The sequence below is a fragment of the Blautia sp. NSJ-175 genome, from assembly GCF_022867815.1.
GTDB classification, from domain to species: Bacteria; Bacillota; Clostridia; order Lachnospirales; family Lachnospiraceae; genus Blautia; species Blautia celeris.
Genome location: NZ_JALIFQ010000001.1, coordinates 691,133 through 714,638, shown reverse-complemented (window position 1 = coordinate 714,638; position 23,506 = coordinate 691,133). Strand labels below are relative to the sequence as shown.

Here is a 23,506-nt window from a genome sequence, read left to right as displayed (position 1 = left end):
GCCACAATGCCACTACCATATACCGCTGCTAAACTCTCTCAATAACCTCCGTCACCAACCCCGCAAACTTCCGCGAAACCCTGTCCGCCGTCTCCTGCACCTCCTTATGATCCAGCTTCTCACCCATCCCTGCAGCCTGATTCGTAATACAGGAAATCCCGCAGACTTCCATTCCCATATGCCGTGCAGCCATAGCCTCGCAGGCTGTACTCATACCAGCCGCATCAGCGCCCCACACTCTGCACATCCGAATCTCCGCGGGTGTCTCATAATTCGGTCCGCTAAACTGCATATATACGCCTTCTTTCAGTGTAATACCCAGCTTTTCCGCCGCATCCTTCACCACATTACGCATCCTTACACTGTAAACCTCACTCATATCCGGGAACCTGGGCCCCAGCTTATCCATATTCGGCCCAATCAAAGGACTCGGCACAGCGGTGGTGATATGATCCCGGATCAGCATAAAGTCTCCCGGATCAAAATCAAAGTTTACTCCTCCTGCCGCATTGGTCAGAATCAGCTTTTTCGCTCCCAAAAGTCCCATAAGCCTCACCGGCAGCACAACATCTGTCATGGGATATCCTTCATAATAATGGACACGCCCTTGCATGATCACCACAGGCACCTTCCCCACATAGCCAAATACAAACCGCCCCTTATGCCCTTCCACAGTGGAGGTCGGAAATCCCTCAATATCCTTATAATCTACAGTATCCTCAATCCGGATCCCGTCCGCATAATCCCCCAGTCCGGACCCCAGTACCAGAGCCACCTCCGGTTTAAAATCCGTTCTCTTTTTCACACTTTCCAAACACCTGAATAATTTTTCTTCCGCCTGATTCATACTTACATTCCTCTCTTTCCCAATCTGCCGCAAATGCTCTCACAGACTGCCCTTTCCCGGACACACATCTGCATACCTAACATTATAAAGCATTTCCCATTACAGAAAAAGGACTAAACCCTTTTTTCATTCAAAAAAAGAGGGCATGTCTCCATGTCCTCAAAAACTCCTAATCTGATCATCCTCATCTTCTGTTGTTTTTACAATGGCTTTTATCACAACCGGATAACTCACCGTATCATTTACTTTCACCATAACCCGGTCACCCTCCCGGTGTCCGCGGATGGCCTTTCCAAGGGGAGATTCGATACTGATCTTATTGTCAAGAGAGTTGCCTCGGATGGACGTTACCAGCTTGTAAGTCTCGGTCTCATCATCCTCTTCATAGTAAATTTCTACCACATTGTTGATTCCCACTTCATCACTCTTTGAATTATCTTTTACAATGGCGGCAGTCTTCAGCATTCTCTCCAGATACCGGATACGGCTCTCGTTCTTGTTCTTATCCTTCTTAGCCGCATAATACTCAAAGTTTTCGCTCAGATCCCCCTGTGCCCTGGCCTCCTTGACAGCCTCTATGGCTTCTTTTCTGACCACCAGCTTCCGGTATTCGATTTCCTCCTGGATTTTCTTTACGTCATTCTCTGTCAGCTGTTCGCGCATTTCTCTCTGCCTCTTTTCCTGATATTTCCGGTTACGATATCTTGGTTCCCGCCTCGGCCAGAAAACCACGTTTAAAAAGCTCTTCCGCTATCTCATCCAGGGTCTGCTCGCTGTCTGCAAGAACCGTATGGTAGTGATAACCCGAAGTGATATTCTTCAGAGGACTTGATTGTCCTCCCTGTATGCCTCTCACAAACTCAGCAGCCTTCTTTCTGGAATCAACAGACAGATCTGCCCTGAGCTGTCCATAAACCTCATGACGTATGAACACGTCCTCCACTTTGCCTCCGCAGTCAACGATCAGATTCAGCTCCTCCAGAATCTCACTGTCCTTATGGCACACGTAGAACACACGGCTCGCAAACACCGGGGCATGAAACACATACCCCCGGTGCGTGGAAAGAATATCCTGTTTCTGCGCCCGCAAAAGTGCAATATCCTGCACAATCACCTGGCGGCTGACCTGGAACCGCTGTGCCAGCTTCGTACCGGAAACAGGTTCCGGGCTGCGCCTGATATATTCTAAAATTTCCTGTCTGCGTTTTTCGCCGTTCATCCTCACTTATTCCTTTCTCGCTGTCCTTTTGCGGTGCTTCCTTTCATACTCCCAAAGCCGGCCCGCTGCACCTGCCGCTAACAGGACACGGGATGCAGATTTTTCAGGGAAATATCAAGAATCGGTGAGGAATGCGTCAGCGCCCCGCTGGAAATATAATCCACGCCGATAGATACAAGCCTTTCCACATTCTCCCTGGTCACATTGCCGGAACACTCCGTCTCAGCCCTTCCGTCAATGATTCGGATGGCCTCCTTCATCATCTCCGGTGTCATATTGTCCAGCATGATGATATCAGCCCCTGCTTCCACGGCCTCCTTCACCATATCAAGATTTTCTGCTTCTATTTCAATCTTACGCACAAAAGGTGCATATTCTTTTGCCATTTCCACAGCCTTTGTCACACTTCCTGCTGCCCCTATATGATTGTCTTTTAATAAAATACCATCCGACAGATTATATCTGTGATTATATCCGCCGCCCACTTTTACTGCGTATTTCTCAAAAACACGCATATTCGGCGTTGTCTTTCTGGTATCCAGAAGTTTTGTCTTGCTGCCTGCAAGCAGATCCGCGATCTGCCTTGTATAGCTGGCGATCCCGCTCATTCTCTGCAGATAGTTCAAAGCAACACGCTCACCGGAGAGAAGTACCCGGATATCTCCGTGAAGCGTTGCCATAAGCTGACCGTTTTTCACCCGGTCACCGTCATTTACATAAAACTCCACCTCTGTCTTTTCATCCAGAAGTTCAAAGACTCTTTTAAAAACATCAAGTCCGGCTATCACACCATCCTGCTTACAGATCAACTGCACCTCGCCGGGGCATGCCCCGCGCATTACCGCATTGGTGGTAATATCCTCACTGGTTATATCTTCCTGCAGAGCCTGCATGATCAAATGGTCTGCATTTAATTTCATTGTAATCTGATTCATACCGCTTTTTTCACCCTTTCGATTTCTTTCAAAACGCTCTCTCCGTACATCCTCTGAAGCTCTTCCTGCCTCGGAAAGCCTTCTCTCTCCGCTTTCGTCAGAAGCATGGCTGCCTTTTCCCGGCATATTTCTCCATTCTCCTGCTGCTCACGCTCTGAGATCCGCAAAGCCGCACGCTTTGCAAACACCAGACTCTCCAGCAGGGAATTACTTGCCAGGCGGTTTGCGCCGTGAACGCCGTTGCAGCTTGTCTCTCCTGCCGCGTAAAGATTTTCCATTGTAGTCCTGCTGTCTAAATCCACTTTTACACCGCCCATAAAATAATGCTGGGCAGGCACAACAGGAATACATTCCTTTCTCACATCATACCCTTCCTCCAGACATCGCTCAAAAATATTGGGGAAATGAGACATGATCTCTTCCTCCCCAAGGGGGCGCATATCCAGCCACACATAGGGTTTGTGGTCTATCTCCATCTGCCTGTGGATGGCGTCTGCAAGAATATCCCGGGGAAGCACCTCATTGGCAAAACGCTCCATATTGGCATTGTATAATTTCGCACCCTCCCCGCGCACGGACTCCGATATAAGGAATCTGCGGCCCGGTTTCTTGGAATATAAGGTTGTAGGGTGAATCTGTACGTAATCCGGATGCTCCAGCTCAACGCCGTGCTTCAGCGCAATAGCAAGGGCATCTCCTGTCAGATGAGGAAAATTGGTGGAATGCTCATAAAGCCCGCCGATTCCGCCGCAGGCCCAGATTGTATCCCGGGCTGTGATTCCAAATGTACTGCCGTCCTCCCGGCGTGCCACAATACCGTAACACCGGTTATTCTCCTCCAGTATATCAATCATGGTTGTCCTTGTCAAAATTTTTACATTGGGAAGTTTCTGGACTGTTTCCAGCAGCCTGCTTGTGATCTCTTTTCCTGTGATATCTTTGTGAAACAGGATTCTCGGCCTGGAATGGGCACCTTCCCTGGTATAAGCCAGTTCCCCATCTCTGCGGTTAAAATCCACACCACAGGCGATCAGCTCCTCTATCACTTCTCTGGAGGAACGGATCATCATATCCACGGATTCTTTCCTGTTCTCATAGTGTCCGGCTTTCAGGGTGTCCTCCATGAATGCATCATAATCCTCTTCATCCCGCAGCACACAGATGCCTCCCTGAGCCAGAAAAGAATCACTGTTCTCCAGGTCATCCTTTGTCAGCATCAGAACCTGTTTCTCTCTAGGCAGGTGAAGAGCTGCAAAAAGCCCCGCAACACCTGTTCCCACGATCACGATATCTGTTTTTTCTCTTTTCATTTTCTCCTAAACCTTCTTTCCATCCGCAGCCTGCCGTTTCACAAAGGCAGTGCGGGTTACACTACTTTGCGGTCTCGAGCATCCGGTTCAGAGGCACATTGGCCTTTCTGCAGAGGCTGTCGTCCACACTTACCTCTCCTTTATTGTATTTCAGACAGTCGCGCACCTTTTCCAGGGTTATCTTTTTCATGGATGTACAGGTCTGTCCGCCGGGCAGTGTATAGAATTTTTTGTCCGGATTTTTCTGCTGCAGTTCGTACAGCACACCGTTTTCTGTTCCGATAATAAATTCTTTTTTATCACTTTTTGTGGCATGATCAATGATGCCCGATGTGCTGCCCACATAATCAGCAAGCTCCAGTACTTCCTTTGTGCACTCCGGATGCACCAGAAACTCCACACCTGGATGGCAGCGTTTTATTTCTTCCACCTGCTCTTTATTTACTTCTTTATGTACATAACAGTAACCGTCATTGAGAATCACATTTTTCTCCGGGACCTGTTTCGCCACATAGCTGCCCAGGTTTTCATCCGGAATAAAAAAGATATTCTTATTGGGAAGTTTCCTTACTATCTCAACCGCGTTTGAGGAAGTCACACATACGTCTGCGTATGTCTTCAGTGCAGCACTGGAATTGATATAGCAGACAACTGCCAGGTCCTCATACTCTTCTCTCATTTTTTCGATCTTACCGGCAGCCGCCATATGGGCCATAGGACAATCCGCTGTGGTGTCCGGCATGAGTACGGTTTTTTCAGGGTTCAGGATTTTTGCACTCTCTCCCATGAAAGTTACCCCCGCAAAGACCAGGGTACTGGCTTCCAGCTTTGTGGCAATCTTGCTCAGATAAAAAGAATCTCCAATATAATCCGCACATGCCTGCACCTCACCCGGCACATAGTAGTGGGCAAGAATCACTGCATCCTTTTCTTTCTTCAGTTCCTCGATTTCCCGATAAATGGAATCCACGGTTTCTCCTCCTCGATTTTACGAATTTTTAACATTATACAACTTTCCTTTACATCTGACAAGACAGTTGTAAAATTGTACTGTAATACATACAAAAAAGAGACTGCACCATGTACAATCTCTCCCATGTATTTCTCTACTTTTTCAAACACCCGACCCCATACATCATCATATCCTCAGCCATGGCCGCAATCTCCTCCGCCCCTGTCACCATGCCCTCTCTCAGCCACTCTTCCAAAAGGCCAATGCATCCCGCACTGGCAAACGCATAGAAATATTCTATTTCCTTCGGAGACGCCATGGCAAAGAACCGGGAGTACGCTTCCACACATTTTTCCCGTCCGAGGCTCAGAAGCCGTACAGCAAAGTTTTTATCCCCGTAATCACCCAGCGTCACGGTACAGAGATCCGCGTTTTCCTTCAGACACCGGAATATCTCCGTGGTGATCTTCAGCGGAGTCAATTCCCTGTTCTCCACTGACAGGAGGGGCTCCAGCGCTCTTTCAATATCCCTGGTCATCTCCTCCTCTATCTGTTCCAGCAAGTCGTAAATGTCTTTATAATGTGCATAGAAAGTCCCTCTGTTGATACCTGCAAGACCGCACAGCTCTCTTATGGAGATGCTGTGTATGGGTTTTTCGCGAAGCAGTTCCATAAATGCTTTTCTGATAAGCTGTTTTGTCATTCTGGTTCTCTGGTCGCCTGATTTTCCCATAGGACGGCCTCCTTTCTCAAATGCCCGACACTTTTTGCCTGAACTGTTCAAAAACCATCCAAATGGCTCAAATCTGCCGATTGTTTTCCTGTTATACTCTCATTATAATAAATAATAGAAAAAGAATCAACTGAGTTTATATTCCGCCCCCGGAATGCGCATCAAATATTTGTGTCAAAAAGGAGATGTTTCCTTATGAAAACACTATATCTTGTTACGGGAGCAGACGGCCACCTGGGCAGCACCATTGTTCGTCTGCTGAAAAAACAAAATCTTCCTGTAAGAGGACTGCTTCTCCCCGGAAAAGCAGAGCCGGATATCCGCGGTGTCCGGTATTTCCACGGAGACATACGGAAACCGGAAAGCTTAAGACCCTTCTTTGAAAATACCGGACACAGCAGTCTGGCCGTCATACACGCTGCCGGCATGATCTCTATCGCTGAGGATGTGACCCCGGAGTTATACGACGTCAATGTAAACGGAACGAAAAACATAATTGCCATGTGTCTGCAGTACAAGGTAAAAAGGCTTCTCTATGTAAGCTCCGTACATGCGATCCCGGAGCAGAATAAACTGAAAGTCCTGCATGAGACAACCAAATTCTCCCCTGACCTGGTGGTCGGCGCCTATGCCAAGACTAAAGCGGAGGCAACCAGAGCGGTACTGGAAGCTGTGCCAAAGGGACTTGACGCTGTGGTTGTCCATCCTTCAGGAATTTTAGGTCCCTTTGACACCTCGGGCAATCACCTGGTACAGATGGTAACTGATTATATAGAGGGACGTCTTCCGGCCTGTGTAAACGGCGGCTATGATTTTGTGGATGTCCGCGATGTGGCTTCCGGCTGTCTGGCTGCCTTAGAGCGCGGACGGAAAGGTGAATGCTATATTCTCTCAAACCGCCATTATGAGATAAAAGATGTTCTGAAAATGGTAAAAATGCAGAGCGGCGGCAGACGCCTGCCGGTTCTACCCATGTGGATGGCAAAGATGGCGGCGCCTCTCATTGGGGGAATCTGCCGCATAAAAAAACACCGTCCTCTGTACACCCGCTATTCCCTGTATACCCTGCAGAGCAATGACCGGTTTGACCACACAAAAGCCACTGCTGAGCTGGGTTTTAAGCCAAGAGATCTGTTCCAGACTATTGCAGATACAATTGCCTGGATGAAAAAGAAAAGCCACGGTATTCTGTTTTAAAATGACATACTCTTACCATTTGAAAAGGCGGACGGCCTTCCTAACCCCTTCGGAAGATACCGTCCGCCTTGTATTGTCACTGCCAGTTTATCTTATTTTCCATTATGATCTTCTGCTTTTCGGCCCGAATACAGCCGATTTCGTAACAGTCATAATATCTGCTCAGATGCGCTTCTATCCGGTCTGCTGCCTCCCGCTGCACCACCAGTATAAATCCCACACCACAGTTGAACGTGGAGAGCATTTCCCTGTCACTGATATTTCCGCACTGTCTGATAAAGCGGAAGACAGGCAGTGTCTTTATCCTGTCAAGCTCTATCACAGCGCTTAAGCCGTCCGGAATCACCCGGCACAGGTTCCCTTCTATTCCGCCTCCTGTAATATGGGCCATGCCGTGAACACCGCTGTTTCCCATTATGCCTTTCAGCGCTTTATAGTAAGGCGTGTGGGGCTTCATGATCTGTTCTATAAATGTCATACCCTCCACCTTTTCCAGTTTGATCTCCGGCATCCGGTCCATGAGCATACGGACAAGGGAATAGCCGTTGGTGTGCAGCCCGTTAGATGCAAGGGCCAGCACCGTGTCCCCCTCTTCCATGGCGGAGCCGTCAATGATCCTGTCCTTCTCCACAATGCCGGCAATGCTGGAGGTGAGCACATATACCCCCTTTTCCACCACGGCAGGCTGTACGCTTGTCTCCCCTCCCACCAGGGAACATTCATTCTCCCGGCAGGCATCCGATACCCCTTTGACCAGAGCACTGATGGTGTCTTTCTCCGCATTTCCGCACACGATCGTATCCAGCACGGCAAGCGGTTTTGCCCCCATGACAGCAATGTCATTGACCAGATGATTTATCATATCATGGCAGATGGAGTCCGTGTAGCCATACTCCATGGCAAGCTTCTGTTTTGACCCCGGCTCCTCTGACTTCAGAACCAGCACAGGGTTCTTTATCTCCGGAAAAGAAATATCGTAGAGAGAAGCAAACGGCCCGAGTCCGTTCAGAACCCTTTTATCTCCTGTCTCCAGGTGCTTTGCCATCTCCTTTTTGATCGTGTCTGTGTAGGCAATATCCACTCCTGCTTTACTGTAGGACAATTCCTCACCGTCCTTCTCACAGCCCGAAAGCAGTTCATCCACAGTCACCTCCATGACCGCGGAAAGCTCCGGCAGCAGCTCCACATTGGGAAATGTACTGCCCTTTTCCCATTTGGATACAGCCTGAAAAGAAATATTCAGCCTGTCTGCAAGCTGCTGCTGCGTCATTCCCAGTTCTCTTCTTTTTCCTGAAATAAAACCTCCTATTTTTACGCTGTCAAGCATGGCTTTTCCTCCTCGTCTTTATGCCTTAATCATACCCCTGCACCACGCTTTGGACAATAACGGAATATTTGAATTTCATCTCATTTTTCAACTGCCGGTAGAGTCCCTCTTTTATATCTTCTCCAAAGTCCTGCCGTCAGCAGCAGGGTCGAAACCTCAGCAGCCGGAAAAGCCAGCCAGATACCATCCATTTTCCAGATAAAAGACAGCACAAAGGCGAAAAACAGGATGGCAGCAACACCTCTTGCAAAAGCAATGGCAAAAGAATCCCTTCCACGCTCCACCGCTCCCATAAAAGCCGCTGCCACAATGTTGATCCCAGCCGGACAAAAGCCCAGAAAATACAGCCGCAGTCCACAAAAGGCAATATCCGCAAGTTCCTGATTCCCCTCACTGTTAAAAATCCCAATCAGATTCTGAGTAAATGCAAACGCAGCCGCACTGAACAGAATCCCCACAGCCGCAGCCAGCAGAACCGCTCTTAAAAGCACCGCGGTACTTTCCTTTTTCCTGCCTTCCCCGTAAAAACGGCTGATCAGAGGCTGGCTTCCCTGCGAAATACCGGTAAATACAGATACAGCTACCAGGGCCAGATTCGCCACAATCCCGTAAGCCGCCACCCCTGTATTGCCCGCCAGACGCAGAATCAGCAGATTAAACACAATGAGCACAACTGCGGAAGACAGCTCATTGATAAATGCGGATATACCAAGACTGCAGATATCCAATACCCGCCGCCCAAGCGCTCTTTGATCAAAGCTCCAGGTAAACCGGTTTTTCCCTCTGATAAAATGCAGAGACAAGAGTCCTATACTGATGACCGGAGCAAACCCGGTGGCAAGAGCCGCCCCGAAGATTCCCATATTCAAGGGGAATAAGAATACATAATCAAGCAATATATTAGAAAAACTCCCGGTCAGCATAGCCGCCATGGAAAGACGGGGGCTGCCGTCGTTTCGGACAAATGCAATGAGTATGTTGTTCACAATGAAAAACGGAGCAAATCCCAGTATGGTCTTCAGATAACTCCCTGTCATCTCCTGTATGACACCCTCAGCTCCCAGGATTTTTGCCACAGCATCGGATGCGGTAAAACCAAGGAACAGAAGAACCAGCCCCACCGTAATCCCTGCCGCCGCTGAAGCGGTGAACACCTGATTTCCCTTCTGCACCTCTTTCTGTGCCCGACAGATAGCAAAACGTGTGGCACCACCGATTCCCAGCATCAGCCCCAGTCCGTTAATGATACTGTAGACAGAAATAGCCAGATTCAGCGCTGTCAGGCCGTCTGCCCCCAGACGCTTAGAGATGAAGAAAGTGTCCGCCAAAATATAACAGGACAACCCCAGCATTCCCAGAACATTTAAGGATATGTATTTGTAAAATTCTCTGTTCATTTGTTTCTGCATAAGCCAGTCTCCTTGCGATTTTAAAAAAAATGCCCAAATACATTCCTTCCATGACCTACCGGAATGTATTCAGGCATTTTCCGTCTACCCGGTGGCAGACGGTTGCTCATGCTATTGTATATCAGCGGAAGGATTTTTGCAAGAGGGATTTTGTATCCGGTTGACTTCCATCTTATTCAGGATTCCCTCCGCCGTCACACCGGGATGTGTGGCAATGATACGGCAGACCTGTTCGGTAAATTCCGGGGAACAGCCGTATTTTTTTGCCATATCTTTTATATTCTCCCCTTTTTTCATTCCCCGGCTGATATTCTCCACTGCTTTTCGGGTATCGGTTCCCACCGGAACTTTTACGGGGGTATCCGTGTGGGGAATGTCTATGCGTTTTACCTGTATCTCTCCGTTCCCGGTCTCCAGAACTGCCATGGTTATATCCTGGTTAAAGCGGCGTTTTCCGCAGCTCCCCGGATTGAGGAAGAGATGTCCGTCCCTTCGTTCCTCCAGATATTTGTGGGAATGACCGAATACGACCACATCCACACCGGTCAGATTTCGGGGGATCTCTTTTTTGTTATGCACCATATAGAAGGTAATACCGTCCAGCTCAAACCAAAGGGATACCGGTATCTGTTCCGCCCATTCTTTGTCATTATTTCCTCTGACAATGTAGAGAGGTTTATCTTTTGAAAGTTCATCCACGATTCTTTGGGTGTTAATATCTCCGCCGTGAAGAACCGCGTCACAGGTATTTACAATTTCCATCACCTCAGGACGCAGAAGCCCGTGGGTATCGGATAAGACTGCTATTCTCATTTAGCTGCTCTCCATCTAATTAGATTTTGTAACTGTCTGTCCGGTGGAACAGTTACAGGATTTCTTTTATCTTATCCGAAATCATTTTCTTTGTAAAGCACCGCCATTCGTTTATGAAAATTTTGTTGCTCCCATCATAGCGAGCATAGCCACGCCTCCGGCTATGTAGACGCCGTGCACTACCAGGCATATTTTCATCAGATTGTTCTTAACCTTCCCTTTTGTGTAAGCGGTAATCGTGAAAATACCCCCGACAAGCATCACCGCAATATACACCAGGATAATGATCTCAGCCGCAGGTGACTCCAATGCCCACGGATTCCATCGTATCGGAAAAATTGTAAACGGGAAAAATATTAAAACAGTACTTATCGCAGTAAACAGTTTTTCTTTCATCATCTATCTCCTCTCTGCCTGTCCGAAACGGATACAGGCTGCAAACAGACACACCACCGTGCAACCCACTGCCACAGGTATGAACGGCATCAGTTCAAAAGCAAAGGTCCCCATATTGGATGCCAGCTCATGCATCCTGGATGCAGCCATGAGAAACGGGTAGCACATGGGGTACGCAAACCATATTTTTGTGTTAATAAGAAGGACGGACGGCACAATAGATGCCATTCCCACACCCATGGAAAAAATGGGAGTCTGAATACTGACAGCAAGCATCCAGAAAAACGCGGCCATGGGAATGGAGGAAATGTAAATGATCCCCGCTTCTCTCAGTATATCCATAACCGGCAGCATGAAGTTATAATCCTGGATTCGGGATGCGATCGCCGCACTTGGAAAATATGCCAGGGTCATAAAAAACATCTGCACTGCTGCCAGCAAAAGAAGGATAGAAAATTTCACCAGGCAGAGGCGGGCCGCAGATACAGGCAGAGCCAGCATCTTCAGTATTCCTTTATTCTTCCGTTCTGTCTGCACCAGCATCACGGTACTGATCACAATACTTGCAGGAAACATGAACCAGGCATATCCCATAAAGCTCTGTATGAAAAAGTTATTTTCCGGGGATATCCCTTCATTTCCTATGGTAAAGTTAATATCCGCATTGATCACAGCAGTCAGCCATATGAGAAATACGGGAATCACTAAAATCCAGAGGATGCCGGAGCGACGTGTCTTTTTCAGTTCTACTCCTGCTAATGATAAAAAACTCATGTGAAATGCCTCCTTATTTTAAAATAGATGATTTCCAGCAGTCCGAAACCTGCCGTTTCCCCGCAGGATATAATCAGGCATCTAACTGCCTGCGCCCCATTAAGATTCGGATATACCTTCATGGGCATCATAAATGGCAGATAAGAGAGTATCCCGCCTCCATTTTGGAGAATGGAAGTCATAAACAGACAGATCGTGCCGATTCCCAGCGATATCCACATATTTTTACAGATGGAAGAAACTGCAGTCATACAGAGGAGCAGCGGAAGGAACATGGCAAAAGAAAATCCCATGCTCTTCCAGATTTCTGTCGTAAAGATGCGGTCTGCAGAAAACCACTTCCATCCGCAGAACCAAAGAGCTGCACCTCCCAGTACAAGCGCCCCGGCTGTCAAAACCAACAGCACACTGCATTTTCCGAAAAACAGACTCTCCGGACGCTTTGGAAGGGTATCCATGCGCTGCATGGCATTGTCTGCAAATTCTGTATGGTACATAATACATGCGCCGATAATAAGGAGAAAAGACAGCAGCATAGACATGAGCTGCCAGTTGGCTCCCATTAAAATAACTGCCGGGGAATCCTGTTTGTTTACAAAGCTCTCCGGGCGGGCTCCGATATTTACCACCGGGGCTGCCGCTGCCAGAAGTCCGCCAGCCAGAAATGCGGGAAAGAATCCGGTCCGCTTCAGCTTATTCCACTCCAATGCAGATGTCATTTTCCTGCACCTCTCTTTCTGTTATCCTCCTCCACCATTGCCAGAAATGTATCTTCCAGATTGTCAGAGGGATATCCTTCAAAGTCAGCCATCTGCCGCAGTTCCTGCAGATTCCCTTCAAAGAGGAGACGGCCATGATTCAGGATTCCGATATCATCCGCCATGAGCTCTACCTCAGGAAGCAGGTGGGAGGACACAAGGACTGTGCAGTCGTATTTCTTCGGCAGGGAACGGATCAGAGTCCTGATCTCATGGATTCCCACCGGGTCAAGACCATTGGTCGGTTCGTCCAGGAATAAAATAGGCGGGCGTCCGATAAGCGCAGAGGCCAGCCCCAGCCTCTGTTTCATACCGAGGGAATACTTTCTGGCAAGGCGTTTCCGGTACTGGGTCAGCCCTACAAGCTCCAGAGCATCCGATACGCTGGATTTCGGAAGACCCAGGATTTTTCTTATAATCTCCAGATTCTCTTCCCCTGTCAGGTTGCCGTAAAAAGCGGGTGCTTCTATGAAAGACCCCACTTCCCTGAGAATCTTCATCCTGTCTCTGGGGAAGGTATTGCTGTTAATGGTAAAACGGCCTTTTGTAGGCTTTGTCAGTCCCAAAAACATTTTCATAGTAGTGGATTTACCAGCCCCATTCGGTCCCAGAAATCCGTAAACACTGCCCTTTCGTATATGCATGTTCAGGTCAGCGACAGCCGTAAAGTCAGCGTATTCTTTTGTCAGATGGTATGTTTCTATAATATTCATTTTCATGTCTCCCTTCCGGATTCTTTTTCTTTGTTTCTGTCTTTATTATAGAAAGCCAACCTTACATCTGCATTCTGATAACCTTACATTTACCTTACATTTCGGTATTATTCCCACGGGCAGGCGGATTTGCTGATATAATAAGGATACGGGGAGCTACTCAGCCGGATGAATAGATACAAATACGGAAAATATATTTGCAGGGAGGTACAGACAATGGCAAATGATCGTTTGAAAAGAAAAAGAATACTTCTTGTAGACGATGAACCGGAGCTGCTTGATATGGTTGTCTCTATTTTACAGGAAGAGGGATATTTACAGATAAAAACCGCAAAAAATACGGCGGAGGCACTGGCTGCCTGCCGTGAGTGGAATCCTGAGTTTAGCATTTTTGATGTTATGCTGCCGGATGGCGATGGTTTCTCCCTGTTTCAAAAGGTCCGGGAGTTTTCTGACTTTCCCATCCTTTTTTTAACCGCACGCGGAGAGGATGAGGACAAATTTACAGGACTTGGCCTGGGTGCTGATGATTATATGGTAAAACCGTTTCTGCCCAGAGAACTGATCCTGCGGGTTCATGTTATATTAAAGAGAAGCTATCGGAATGAATCAAATCTCGTGTATCTGAAAGCCTGTGCCCTGGATTTTGACCGGGCAGAAATTATACGGAACGGGGAACATATTGCCCTGACTGCCAAGGAATTTGAACTGCTGCAGGTTCTCAGCCGGAATGCCGGCAGGATCGTGACGATTGATATGCTCTGTGAGGCAGTTTGGGGTGACAATCCGTTTGGCTATGAAAACTCTCTTATGGCGCATATCCGGCGGATAAGGGAAAAAATTGAGGAAAACCCATCCAGACCGGAATCCCTTCTGACTGTCAAGGGACTGGGATATAAACTGCTCATGGAGGACGTACGATGAAAAGTATTCTGAAACTGATCAAACGGTTTATTGTAACCATGCTGTTTTCCCTTGTGCTGCTGCTTTTCCTTAATTTTTTTCTCCTGCTCCTTATCTCATATAAGCAGGCAGCAAACCACGGAGCATGGTCATCTGCAGATACTGTGGCCTCTGCCCTTACTGAGAACGGGGATGGAACATACCGGTTGTCCGCCCAGGGAGAGGATATCCTTTCCAGGACAAATGCCTGGGCTATCTTAGTGGATAATGAAACCGGATATATTCTCTGGAACAGCAGCAATCTTCCGGAGGGGATTCCCACACAGTATTCAGCAGCCAGCATTGCCATGGCGGTCAGAGGGTATATCAATGATTATCCCATCACTACCAGCGGGTACGGGGATGATTTGATCATGCTTGGTTTTCCGAAGAAATCTTACTGGAAATTAATATCCAATACCTTTGACTATGATTTCATCAGAAACTTTCCTAAAACGGTGCTGCTGTTTTTAAGCTGTAATCTCATCCTTATATTTTTCGTCTATATGGTCGTTACCTCCGGGGTTCTGCGTTCTGTAAAGCCGGTCATACAGGGAATTGAGGCACTTCCTGCTGAAAGAGACGTCTATGTCAAAGAAAAGGGACTGCTGTCAGACCTGGCGGTTTCCATCAATAAAGCTGCGGAAAAACTCCGGAATCAGGATTATCAGCTTCAGAAAAAGGAGACTGCCCGTGCAAACTGGATCGCCGGAGTATCCCATGATATCCGAACGCCGCTCTCTATGGTTCTGGGATATGCAAGCCAGATTGAGGAGAACAGGGATTTGCCGGAAAGGGAGCGAAAGAAAGCACGGATCATCCGGCAGCAAAGCCTGCGGATGAAGAATCTGGTCAATGATCTGAATCTGGCGTCAAAACTGGAGTATAATGTGCAGCCTCTTCATATGGATACTGTAAATTTAGTTTCCCTGGTCAGACAGACCGCTGTGGATTTCCTGAATCTGGACCTGGAGGGAAAATATCCAATCGAATGGGTCGCAGGGGAGGATATGCAGAACTGCTGTGCAAAAGCGGATAAGGGGCTTTTAAAACGGGCGGTTTCTAACCTGATCACAAACAGTCAGGTGCATAATCCGGATGGCTGTACATTGTTCATGTCTGTGGGGAGAACAGAAAAGATGTGCAGAATCGTGGTGGAGGACAATGGCACCGGAATCACCGATGAAGAGCTTGAGAAAATCCGGAAAGCCCCCCATTATATGGTCTGCGACAGAGAGACAGGAAACCAGAGGCACGGGCTTGGGCTGATGCTGGTCAGGCAAATTGCAGAAGTGCATGGCGGAGACATGGAGGTCTCACATGGAAAAGCCGGCGGATTCCGGGTTGTTATCCGGGTGCCGAGAACAGAATGATACTATGATGAGATCTGACGATTGATATCCTGCAGGATTTTATCTATGTTATTGCCATGGACGTATAGAATTTTTTGTTCCTTTTTCCTCTGGCCTATTATTTTATAATACAGTCCGTGTTTCAGCACATCTGTGTTGAAGATAATATATCTCTTGCAGTGTAATACAGAATTGTCAAAATGCAGGTTGTCTGATGAAAGGAACTGGCTGCGCGGCAGGTATTGTTTCATCTTTCTCTGCCAGTTTATATGCCCGCCGATTATGAGCATTTTTTCGCCTTTCATCAGCGCTGCATGGTCTTCTGTGCGGTGGGATTCTTCGTGGTTTTGATATGCTTTTGCCTGTGAATCCACTGTTTTTAAATGTACTTTCTGTGCACATTCAGTCCGGGCACGTTCTTGCAGTACGCATTCTGCTTGTGCGTGTTCTGTCTGAGCACTTTCTGCTTGTGCACGTTCTGCCCGGGCGCATCCTATCTGGGCGCATTCTGTCCGAACGCGTTCTGTCCGAGTGCATTCTGTCCGGACGCGTTCTGTCCGAGCGCTTTCTGTCGAAGGATTTTCTGTCTGGATGTATTCTGTCTGAGCGCTTTTTGTCCGAGCGTTTTCTGTCTGAGCGCATCCTGTCTGGGATTCTGTCCGAGCGTTTTCTGTCTGAACACATCCTATCCATTCACATCCTGTTTTTGCAGATTCTGTTTGTATGACACCTGCGCCTTTACCTCCTGTCTGTGTAAACGGGAAAACATAATTCCGCAGGCTGATCAATTCCTCCCGCTCCAGCGCATTTTTTTCCTCCGTATTTTGAATCTTCACCTTCAGCTTTTCTTTCTCTTTTTCACATTGCTCCAGGCAATTTTCCAATTCCCTTTTCTTTTGTTCCAGATACGCTGTCCTGCTCTGCAGGTTCTCTATTTTATTGAGGAATTCCTTCCTATCCTTCTCAGCTCTTCGCTGACGGTAGCGGTATTCCTCCGGATCATTCTTTTCACATAACTGCTGCAGACTATGGATATATTTACACAAGCTTGCTATGAGTAATGTCTGTTTATACTCCTGCCATTTCATTCCCTCTGACAGGGAACAGATAAAGTCTATATCTTTCTGCTCCAGCTCAATTCCTGCAAGCATACGCAGGTTCAAATGAAAATATTCAAATACTGTCCCGGGATCAGGCACAGTTCTCTCTGTTTCTGTCCCATCCAGATAATAGCAGGTATAATAGGATTCCATCCGCGGATGACCCTTCTGCAGATTTCTGTGCAGTCTTCTGCCTCCGTTTTCTGTAATTTCCGGCTCCGGCAATGTTTCCAGATCCTCTTCATATGATTGAAGAATCTGAAGCCCCAAATAAAAATCATAATCCTCATGTACCGGAATTTCCAATTCTTCAGCTATTACCAAAAGAACCATCATCTCCGACGCGGCATGTACCATATCATTGCTGTCCTGAACTATCTTTTGGAACATGGAGCCATCTATGTATTCTGCTTTTTTTAACTGGTTCTTAAGATTCCGGTAACCCTTTTCCAGAATTTCTGTAAAGTCTTTGTATCGCCTGTGCTCATCTGCATCACTGTCCTCTGCAGCTTCTTCTTCCAGGCGTATCCGTTCAATCAAACCCACTGCCATGCTTGCCGGAAGCCTGTCAGCCACGAGAAACCAGGATAAAAAGTCCGAATCTTTGTAGCTGGAATTTTTATATGCATCGTAACATGTTTCGCCTTCCTTTTCCGCATATTCCATTATGGCTTCTCTGCACGTCTCATTTCTGACGATTGCATATGCCAGAAAAAGAATACTTTCCACCTGTACCTCCTCGTGATCCATATTCAGCGCAGGGCCTACTGCTGCTGCAAGTAACTGGGGAAGTTCTTCCTGTCCGCGTTTTAACAATTTTCTCCTGATAATGGCATCAAATACATGCTCCTTCTGTTCCTGGTTCCACAGTATGCTCTTTTTCACAACACTGCCCATTTGCGATGACTCGAAAAATCCTTCTCTGCCATCTGCATTCATCATAGCCTGAATCAGCATATTCCGGGATTCTTTTGAGGATTCCATACACCAGTTAATAAATGCCGCCTTAGAATGCACACAGCATCTTAAACCTTCACACACAATGTTTTTTTGTACCATAAAAAACCTCCTTTAGATATGGAATAAAATGATTTGGTAAATTTGGCGAAACGCCTGATTTTGTTTAAAAGATATAATTAGATATTTTAGAGAGGCAAGAACTTTGCCTGTTGTTGTGGAAATACAATATCATATTTGGTCACGAAATGCAAGGACAAAATTTATTTTTTCCGGGCATGACTTATCCACCAAGTCATGCCTTTATCTGCCATGGCAAATGGAAATCCCGGCTATTGTGGATAACTTGCCACCTTAACGGGACCTTCCGGCCCATTTTCTCATAGTTTTCCACAGTCAAATTGAAAGGCCCCGTTGGAACATTCGCTTTTCAGCTCCTTTTGCTGCAAAAAGAGTAGACCCTGCTCAACAGGCTGGTAAAATATAAGAAGAACCTCCTCCTTTTCCTGCATGATTTTTCCGTGCCATTTGAGATGACATGAGCGAAAGAGATTTGAGGAAGTGCAAAAATCCAGAAAGCCCTGACACTTCCAGTGAGTCTGACTTAGTCTATGAAAGATTACCTGCTATTCCGTTCCAATATCTTAGAATTATAGGCATTTCTGGCGATTCTGATCAGATTCTCATCGTGCTTTACCTACTATTCAACTCTAATATTTTAGAATTATAGGTATTTCTTAAGTTTCTGGCCAATTTTTCTTCCTGCTTTACCTACTATTCATTTCTAACATTTTAGAATTATAGGTATTTCTTAAGTTTCTGGCCAATTTTTCTTCCTGCTTTACCTACTATTCATTTCTAACATTTTAGAATTATAGGTATTTCTTAAGTTTCTGACTAATTTTCCTTCTTGCTTTACCTATATTTCAATCTAAGATTTTAAAATTATAGGTATTTCTTAAGTTTCTGGCCAAATTTTCTTTCTGCTTTACCTACTATTTCAATTCAACATCTTAAAATTATAGGCATCCCTTAATGTTCCGTAATAGTTCAGACAAGCTGAACCGTTACGCAGCCAGCGCAATATAAAGAAAAATGTTCTTATCCGTGCATCGCGAAATATATTGCCGGGCACAGGGCACACAGCCAATCCTCAGCATAAAACCGGCTGCTCTTTGATAAACATGAGGATAAAACCAGCCAGCAGCAGCAAGGAAGATCCCCAGATAGCCTGACTGCCCAAATGTGCAGTAACCAGTGCCCCGGTAGTTGCGCCTATGGCGAAAACCAGGATGATAAAATAATAGTGGGCACTCTTCCGCCTAAGCGTTTTATCTTTGGTTATATGATATCTGCAGAGCATTTCCGTGGCACTTCGGATGTTGCCGATACACATGGTAGTAGCACATGGAAGACCATGAAATTTTCGGAAGCTGTTGACCTGCATGGCACAGGCAAAGGACATCAGGGCATTGGCACTTATATTCAGGGATTGAGGGAGAAAACCGGTGATGATCAGTAAAAAAGATTCTATCAGAAGAATAATCTGCCTCCAGTGGATTTTGTCATTTTCCCTGAAAAGGCAATGTACCCGCTCCGTAATATAAACGCCCAGGAAAAAAGCGGCGAGGGGAATGAGATAATGAAGCGCTGTCTTCCATTGGCCCTGGGCCAGATTTTGACCGAGCAGAACAATATTACCGGTTTGTGCATTGGCAAAGACTTTGCCGCGGCAGTTATAGGAATAGGCGTCCTGAAAACCGCCGGCCAGAGTTAGAAATATGGCAAGAGGCATGGACTCTGACATTTGCTTTTTTTTAATTTCTGGTTTCATGATTCCTCCTGTTGACCGCTGTCGGTTTGGGTTGTTTTTTATTCTTTTATATATTATACTTTTGTGAAGCAAGATGTAAAATATATATTTCGTATCGCTTTTATATCATAATAATATATCAGACAGCGGTTATTATTTATTACAGCCAAAAAAGAAGGAAATTGATAGCGAAGAGCAAACGATTGCCACAGAGATTGCAGCGCCCAAAGGAAAGGCAGAGTAACTTTAATGAATATAACATATGATTATTATAAAATTTTTTATTTCGTAGCGAAATATCACAGCTTTACAAAGGCGGCCTCTGTTCTGATGAACAGTCAGCCCAATATTACCAGATCCATGAATAATCTGGAGCACGAGCTGGGATGCAGACTTTTGGTGCGCTCCAACAGGGGCGTAAAGCTAACACCGGAGGGGGAAATGCTCTTCCGGCATGTATCCCTGGCTGTGGAACAGATTCAGGCCGGAGAGGAAGAACTGCGGTCAGCGCAGTCTCTGCAAAACGGGCAGGTTTCCATCGGAGCCAGCGAAACGGCACTGCATGGGCTGCTTCTGCATAAACTCGGGGAATTTCACAGGAAATACCCGGGAGTAAGGATACGGATTTCTAATCAGACCACGCCTCAGGCCATACAGGCTTTGAAAAACGGTACCGTAGATTTTGCCGTTATCACAAATCCATCGGGCATCACCAGGCCATTAAAAGAAATTCCGCTGAAATATTTCAGGGAAATCCTTGTAGGCGGGCCGCAGTTTTCCGGGTTTTCCGAAAAAACATGGCATCTCGGGGAACTGAAACAGTTCTCCTTTGTGTGTATGGATAAAAGATCAAGAAGTTATGAATTGTATGGGGACTTTTTCCTGGAACACGGCTTAACCTTGGAACCGGATTTGGAGGCTGCTACCATGGACCAGGTTCTGATGATGGTGAAAAACGGGCTTGGAATCGGATTTCTTCCCGAAGAATTTGCCGGGGATGCTTTGGAGAAAAATGAAATTTTCAGAATTCCACTGCATATAGAACCGCCGAAGCGCTCCATATGCCTGATTCAGGATACGGAGCGCCCGCTCAGTGTTGCAGCTAAAAAATTAAGCGAACTTTTGCAACATCAATAAATTGTGTTGAAAATGTCTTATTCTTTATTTCTCGAAGCCCTTTCCGTTAATTTACAGCTTCTTCCTCCCCATCCTGACATCCTCCATCAGCGCCTGGAGTTCATCAGACATATGGTCAAACAAATAATTTTTTCCATTTTGCCCCTGGTTCAGATAATTGCTTCGGATCTCTATGTCTGCAGCCTGAATCTCCTCTTTCAGGCCGGCGGCTGAGAGGCGGCTCGCGCCCTGTCCCAGAATGATGATCTGCTCCAGTGCGTCAGAGGTTGCCACGGTAACCCGGTGTTTTCTTCCAATCTCATGGACCGTTTTCTCAATGTACTGGTCCGCTGTTTCCGCCTCTTTTGTATAAACTACATAGATATTGTGGTATTTCATTACTTCTCCCGTATTGCCCTCCACTTTATAGGCATCATATACGAGGATCAGTGTGTTCTTCTTATATCCCTGATAATTGCTGAGGATGTCCATGAGCTTATTTCTGGCGGCCTCAATGCTGGCATTGGCAAGATCTTTTAACTCTTCCCATGCAAATATAATATTATAGCCGTCTACCAGCAGGTATTCCTCCTCTGTCACCTGCTTTGCAGGCCTGTATTGCCTGGAGGAAGATGACTCTGCGCTTACGGTACGTTTTCTGTTGAATGGATTTCTTTCCTTTTTGGCAGTTCCGTATGTGCGGGCAAAGATTTCTTCCAGCTCTTTTTCATCTGCCAGACCGCCGCCCGTGTAAGAGGAAGGTGATATCTGAGCGGATGATTCCTGAACCGGCTTCTCTTTTTTCTCCAGACTAAGGCCGCTGTCCAGATGCATGTAATCCCGTACTTTATCATAACTCACCACAAAACCGGCACCATGGGAACAGAAAACAGAGCCTGTGGGATTTTCCGTATCCTTCTCGGAATCATAGCCTTTTTCAGCGATGACCTCCTCCGCATTGTGGCAGGGTTCGTATCCCTTCAGTGTGCAGGAAAGACGTCCGTGGCCTTTGGTATAGGCGATCACCTCTGTCTGGTAATCCCGCATGGCGGATACAGGGGCAGTACCTGTCAGTATGGTCATATCCCCCTCTATGATCGGTTCGGAAAATGTACCGTACATTTTCTGGATGTCTGAGAGCGCCCTTCCCACCTTGTCGGAGGGGATTTCCAGCCGGTATTCGTAGACAGGTTCCAGCAGCAGACTGGTTGTACATTTCAGTCCGTGGCGCACGGCACGATAAGTAGCCTGCCGGAAATCTCCGCCTTCTGTATGCTTTAAATGTGCTCGTCCTGTCACCAGTGTGATCTTCATATCCGTGATCTCGGAACCTGTCAGCACACCTCTGTGGCGTTTTTCTTCCAGATGTGTCAGCACCAGACGCTGCCAGTTTCGTTCCAGGATATCCTCACTGCAGGCTGTCTCGAACTGCAGGCCGCTGCCCCGCTCTCCCGGCTCCATGAGAAGATGCACCTCCGCATAGTGGCGGAGAGGTTCAAAATGCCCTACCCCTTCCACCGGCTCTGTGATGGTTTCTTTGTACACGATACTTCCCGCTCCAAATTCCACTTCCGTGCCAAATCGTTCCCCGATCAGCCGTTTCAGAATTTCTATCTGCACCTCTCCCATAACCTGTGCATGGATTTCATTGGACTGCTCTTCCCAGACAATGTGCAGTTCCGGTTCTTCCTCCTCCAGCTGGCGGAGCTTCAGATACATCTGGTGCACATCACATTCCGGCGGAAGCTGGATCTGATAGGTGAGAACAGGCTCAAGAAGCGGCAGCTCCGACTCAGTCTCAGCGCCCAGCCCCTCTCCGCAGTATGTCCTGGACAGCCCTGTCACCGCGCACACTGTCCCTGCAGGTGCCTCGCTCACAGCACGGAAACCGGCTCCGGAATAGATACGGAGCTGGTCCGCTTTTTCCTCCCAGATCTCATCACTATCCGCCTGTTCATCACGGCGGTTTGTCAGCATTCCTTTCACCTTCAGAGTTCCGCCCGTGATTTTCATATAAGTCAGACGGGTCCCCTGGGCGTCCCTGGCTATTTTGTATATCCTGGCGCCGAAATCCTCCGGGTATTTCGGACAGGCCGTATAGGTTTCCAGACCCTGCAGAAACTCCTCCACTCCTTCTATTTTCAGGGCAGAGCCGAAATAGCAGGGAAATACTTTCCGCTCCGCTATCAGCCGGACGATTTCTCCCTGCTCCACAGTGCCGTCAGACAGATATTTTTCCAGTACGGCCTCATCACTCATAGCCAGATTCTCATAAAAGGCCTCCTGTTCCTCCTCAAAGGCTATACACCTTTCATCCAGGCGTTTCTGCAGTTCTTCCAGCAGCTTCTGCCTGTCAGTTCCCTCCTGGTCCATTTTATTGATAAACAAGAACACAGGAATCTCGTATCGGGTCAGAAGCCTCCACAATGTCTGCACATGTCCCTGTACGCCATCAGCGCCGCTGATGACCAGGACCGCGTAATCCAGTATCTGCAGGGTCCTTTCCATCTCCGCCGAAAAGTCCACATGCCCCGGGGTATCCAGAAGTGTCACTTCCTTTTCTCCCAGTTTTACCTCAGCCTGTTTGGAAAAGATTGTGATTCCCCGCTCCCGTTCCAGGTCATAGGTGTCCAGAAATGCATCCTGATGGTCCACACGCCCTGGTTTTCTGATACTGCCCGTCAGATACAGGATACTCTCAGCCAGTGTTGTCTTGCCGGCATCCACGTGGGCCAACAGACCCACACTCATATGTTTTGACGTTTTATAAAACGATTTATTCTCTCTCTTTTCGGATGTATTTTCCATGAAAATACCCCTTTCTGTGATATATAATACAGTGC

Annotated in this window: 21 protein-coding genes; 4 read left to right on the top strand and 17 right to left on the bottom strand. The window is 47.1% G+C overall.

What is annotated here, in order from left to right:
* Positions 1 to 28 precede the first annotated feature (28 nt).
* From MUB35_RS03230 to MUB35_RS03200, 7 genes are all read right to left on the bottom strand, one after another.
* The gene (locus MUB35_RS03230) at positions 29 to 847 is read right to left on the bottom strand and encodes a purine-nucleoside phosphorylase (RefSeq protein WP_244805770.1); all 819 of its coding nucleotides are present in this window, start codon (positions 845 to 847) and stop codon (positions 29 to 31) included.
* A gap of 159 nt (positions 848 to 1,006) precedes the next feature.
* Positions 1,007 to 1,510, bottom strand: coding sequence for a transcription elongation factor GreA (gene greA, locus MUB35_RS03225; RefSeq protein WP_033140824.1), 504 nt, complete (start codon positions 1,508 to 1,510; stop codon positions 1,007 to 1,009).
* 31 nt (positions 1,511 to 1,541) lie between these two features.
* Positions 1,542 to 2,066 (bottom strand): transcription repressor NadR, encoded by a 525-nt coding sequence (locus MUB35_RS03220; RefSeq protein ID WP_033140823.1) that lies wholly within the window; start codon positions 2,064 to 2,066, stop codon positions 1,542 to 1,544.
* A 77-nt stretch (positions 2,067 to 2,143) separates the two neighbouring features.
* Positions 2,144 to 3,001: a carboxylating nicotinate-nucleotide diphosphorylase gene (nadC, locus tag MUB35_RS03215; protein WP_033140822.1), complete on the bottom strand. Its 858-nt coding sequence runs from the start codon at positions 2,999 to 3,001 to the stop codon at positions 2,144 to 2,146.
* Positions 2,998 to 4,311, bottom strand: coding sequence for an L-aspartate oxidase (locus MUB35_RS03210; RefSeq protein ID WP_033140821.1), 1,314 nt, complete (start codon positions 4,309 to 4,311; stop codon positions 2,998 to 3,000). Before MUB35_RS03210 ends, nadC begins: the two co-directional genes overlap by 4 nt.
* Positions 4,312 to 4,372: 61 nt before the next feature.
* Entirely contained in the window at positions 4,373 to 5,281 is a 909-nt protein-coding gene (gene nadA / locus MUB35_RS03205; protein WP_244805769.1) for a quinolinate synthase NadA, read from the bottom strand.
* Positions 5,282 to 5,417: 136 nt separating this feature from the next.
* On the bottom strand, positions 5,418 to 5,996 hold the full coding sequence (locus MUB35_RS03200) for a TetR/AcrR family transcriptional regulator (protein WP_033140819.1): 579 nt from the start codon (positions 5,994 to 5,996) through the stop codon (positions 5,418 to 5,420).
* Between the two features lie 195 nt (positions 5,997 to 6,191).
* Between MUB35_RS03200 and MUB35_RS03195 the strand changes: the two genes are divergently transcribed.
* A complete protein-coding gene (locus MUB35_RS03195; RefSeq protein ID WP_033140818.1) occupies positions 6,192 to 7,193 on the top strand; it encodes an NAD-dependent epimerase/dehydratase family protein in 1,002 nt (333 codons plus the stop codon).
* A 76-nt stretch (positions 7,194 to 7,269) separates the two neighbouring features.
* Here MUB35_RS03195 and purM read toward each other — a convergent pair whose 3' ends face one another.
* The 7 genes from purM to MUB35_RS03160 all read right to left on the bottom strand — a co-directional run bounded on the left by purM (position 7,270) and on the right by MUB35_RS03160 (position 13,383).
* Positions 7,270 to 8,520 carry a phosphoribosylformylglycinamidine cyclo-ligase gene (gene purM / locus MUB35_RS03190; protein ID WP_244805768.1) on the bottom strand — a complete coding sequence of 417 codons (1,251 nt, stop codon included), beginning with the start codon at positions 8,518 to 8,520 and terminating at the stop codon, positions 7,270 to 7,272.
* Positions 8,521 to 8,600: 80 nt separating this feature from the next.
* Positions 8,601 to 9,929, bottom strand: a complete 1,329-nt coding sequence (locus tag MUB35_RS03185) for an MATE family efflux transporter (RefSeq protein WP_244805767.1) — start codon at positions 9,927 to 9,929, stop codon at positions 8,601 to 8,603.
* A 111-nt stretch (positions 9,930 to 10,040) separates the two neighbouring features.
* Complete coding sequence (locus MUB35_RS30625; RefSeq protein ID WP_331477396.1) at positions 10,041 to 10,742, bottom strand: metallophosphoesterase family protein; 702 nt, start codon at positions 10,740 to 10,742, stop codon at positions 10,041 to 10,043.
* A 111-nt stretch (positions 10,743 to 10,853) separates the two neighbouring features.
* The gene (locus tag MUB35_RS03175; RefSeq protein ID WP_243128855.1) at positions 10,854 to 11,141 is read right to left on the bottom strand and encodes a hypothetical protein; all 288 of its coding nucleotides are present in this window, start codon (positions 11,139 to 11,141) and stop codon (positions 10,854 to 10,856) included.
* Complete coding sequence (locus MUB35_RS03170) at positions 11,142 to 11,912, bottom strand: ABC transporter permease (protein WP_148393518.1); 771 nt, start codon at positions 11,910 to 11,912, stop codon at positions 11,142 to 11,144.
* Positions 11,909 to 12,631, bottom strand: a complete 723-nt coding sequence (locus MUB35_RS03165; RefSeq protein ID WP_148393517.1) for an ABC transporter permease — start codon at positions 12,629 to 12,631, stop codon at positions 11,909 to 11,911. The genes MUB35_RS03170 and MUB35_RS03165 overlap by 4 nt, the downstream gene beginning before the upstream one ends.
* Positions 12,628 to 13,383, bottom strand: coding sequence for an ABC transporter ATP-binding protein (locus MUB35_RS03160; RefSeq protein ID WP_033140812.1), 756 nt, complete (start codon positions 13,381 to 13,383; stop codon positions 12,628 to 12,630). The genes MUB35_RS03165 and MUB35_RS03160 overlap by 4 nt, the downstream gene beginning before the upstream one ends.
* 216 nt (positions 13,384 to 13,599) lie before the next feature.
* On the opposite strand from MUB35_RS03160, the gene MUB35_RS03155 reads away from it, so the two are divergent.
* On the top strand, positions 13,600 to 14,307 hold the full coding sequence (locus tag MUB35_RS03155) for a response regulator transcription factor (protein ID WP_244805766.1): 708 nt from the start codon (positions 13,600 to 13,602) through the stop codon (positions 14,305 to 14,307).
* Positions 14,304 to 15,698, top strand: a complete 1,395-nt coding sequence (locus MUB35_RS03150) for a sensor histidine kinase (protein WP_244805765.1) — start codon at positions 14,304 to 14,306, stop codon at positions 15,696 to 15,698. The genes MUB35_RS03155 and MUB35_RS03150 overlap by 4 nt, the downstream gene beginning before the upstream one ends.
* A gap of 2 nt (positions 15,699 to 15,700) precedes the next feature.
* On the opposite strand, the gene MUB35_RS03145 is transcribed toward MUB35_RS03150, so the two are convergent.
* Together MUB35_RS03145 and MUB35_RS03140 are read right to left on the bottom strand one after the other, a co-directional pair.
* Positions 15,701 to 17,836, bottom strand: coding sequence for a hypothetical protein (locus MUB35_RS03145; protein WP_244805764.1), 2,136 nt, complete (start codon positions 17,834 to 17,836; stop codon positions 15,701 to 15,703).
* 1,051 nt (positions 17,837 to 18,887) lie between these two features.
* Positions 18,888 to 19,568, bottom strand: coding sequence for a YoaK family protein (locus tag MUB35_RS03140; protein ID WP_033140809.1), 681 nt, complete (start codon positions 19,566 to 19,568; stop codon positions 18,888 to 18,890).
* A 228-nt stretch (positions 19,569 to 19,796) separates the two neighbouring features.
* Here MUB35_RS03140 and MUB35_RS03135 point away from each other — a divergent pair, with 228 nt between their 5' ends.
* On the top strand, positions 19,797 to 20,684 hold the full coding sequence (locus MUB35_RS03135; RefSeq protein ID WP_227245037.1) for a LysR family transcriptional regulator: 888 nt from the start codon (positions 19,797 to 19,799) through the stop codon (positions 20,682 to 20,684).
* Between the two features lie 51 nt (positions 20,685 to 20,735).
* Here MUB35_RS03135 and MUB35_RS03130 read toward each other — a convergent pair whose 3' ends face one another.
* Positions 20,736 to 23,471, bottom strand: a complete 2,736-nt coding sequence (locus MUB35_RS03130) for a translation factor GTPase family protein (RefSeq protein ID WP_033140807.1) — start codon at positions 23,469 to 23,471, stop codon at positions 20,736 to 20,738.
* Between the last annotated feature and the right edge of the window lie 35 nt (positions 23,472 to 23,506).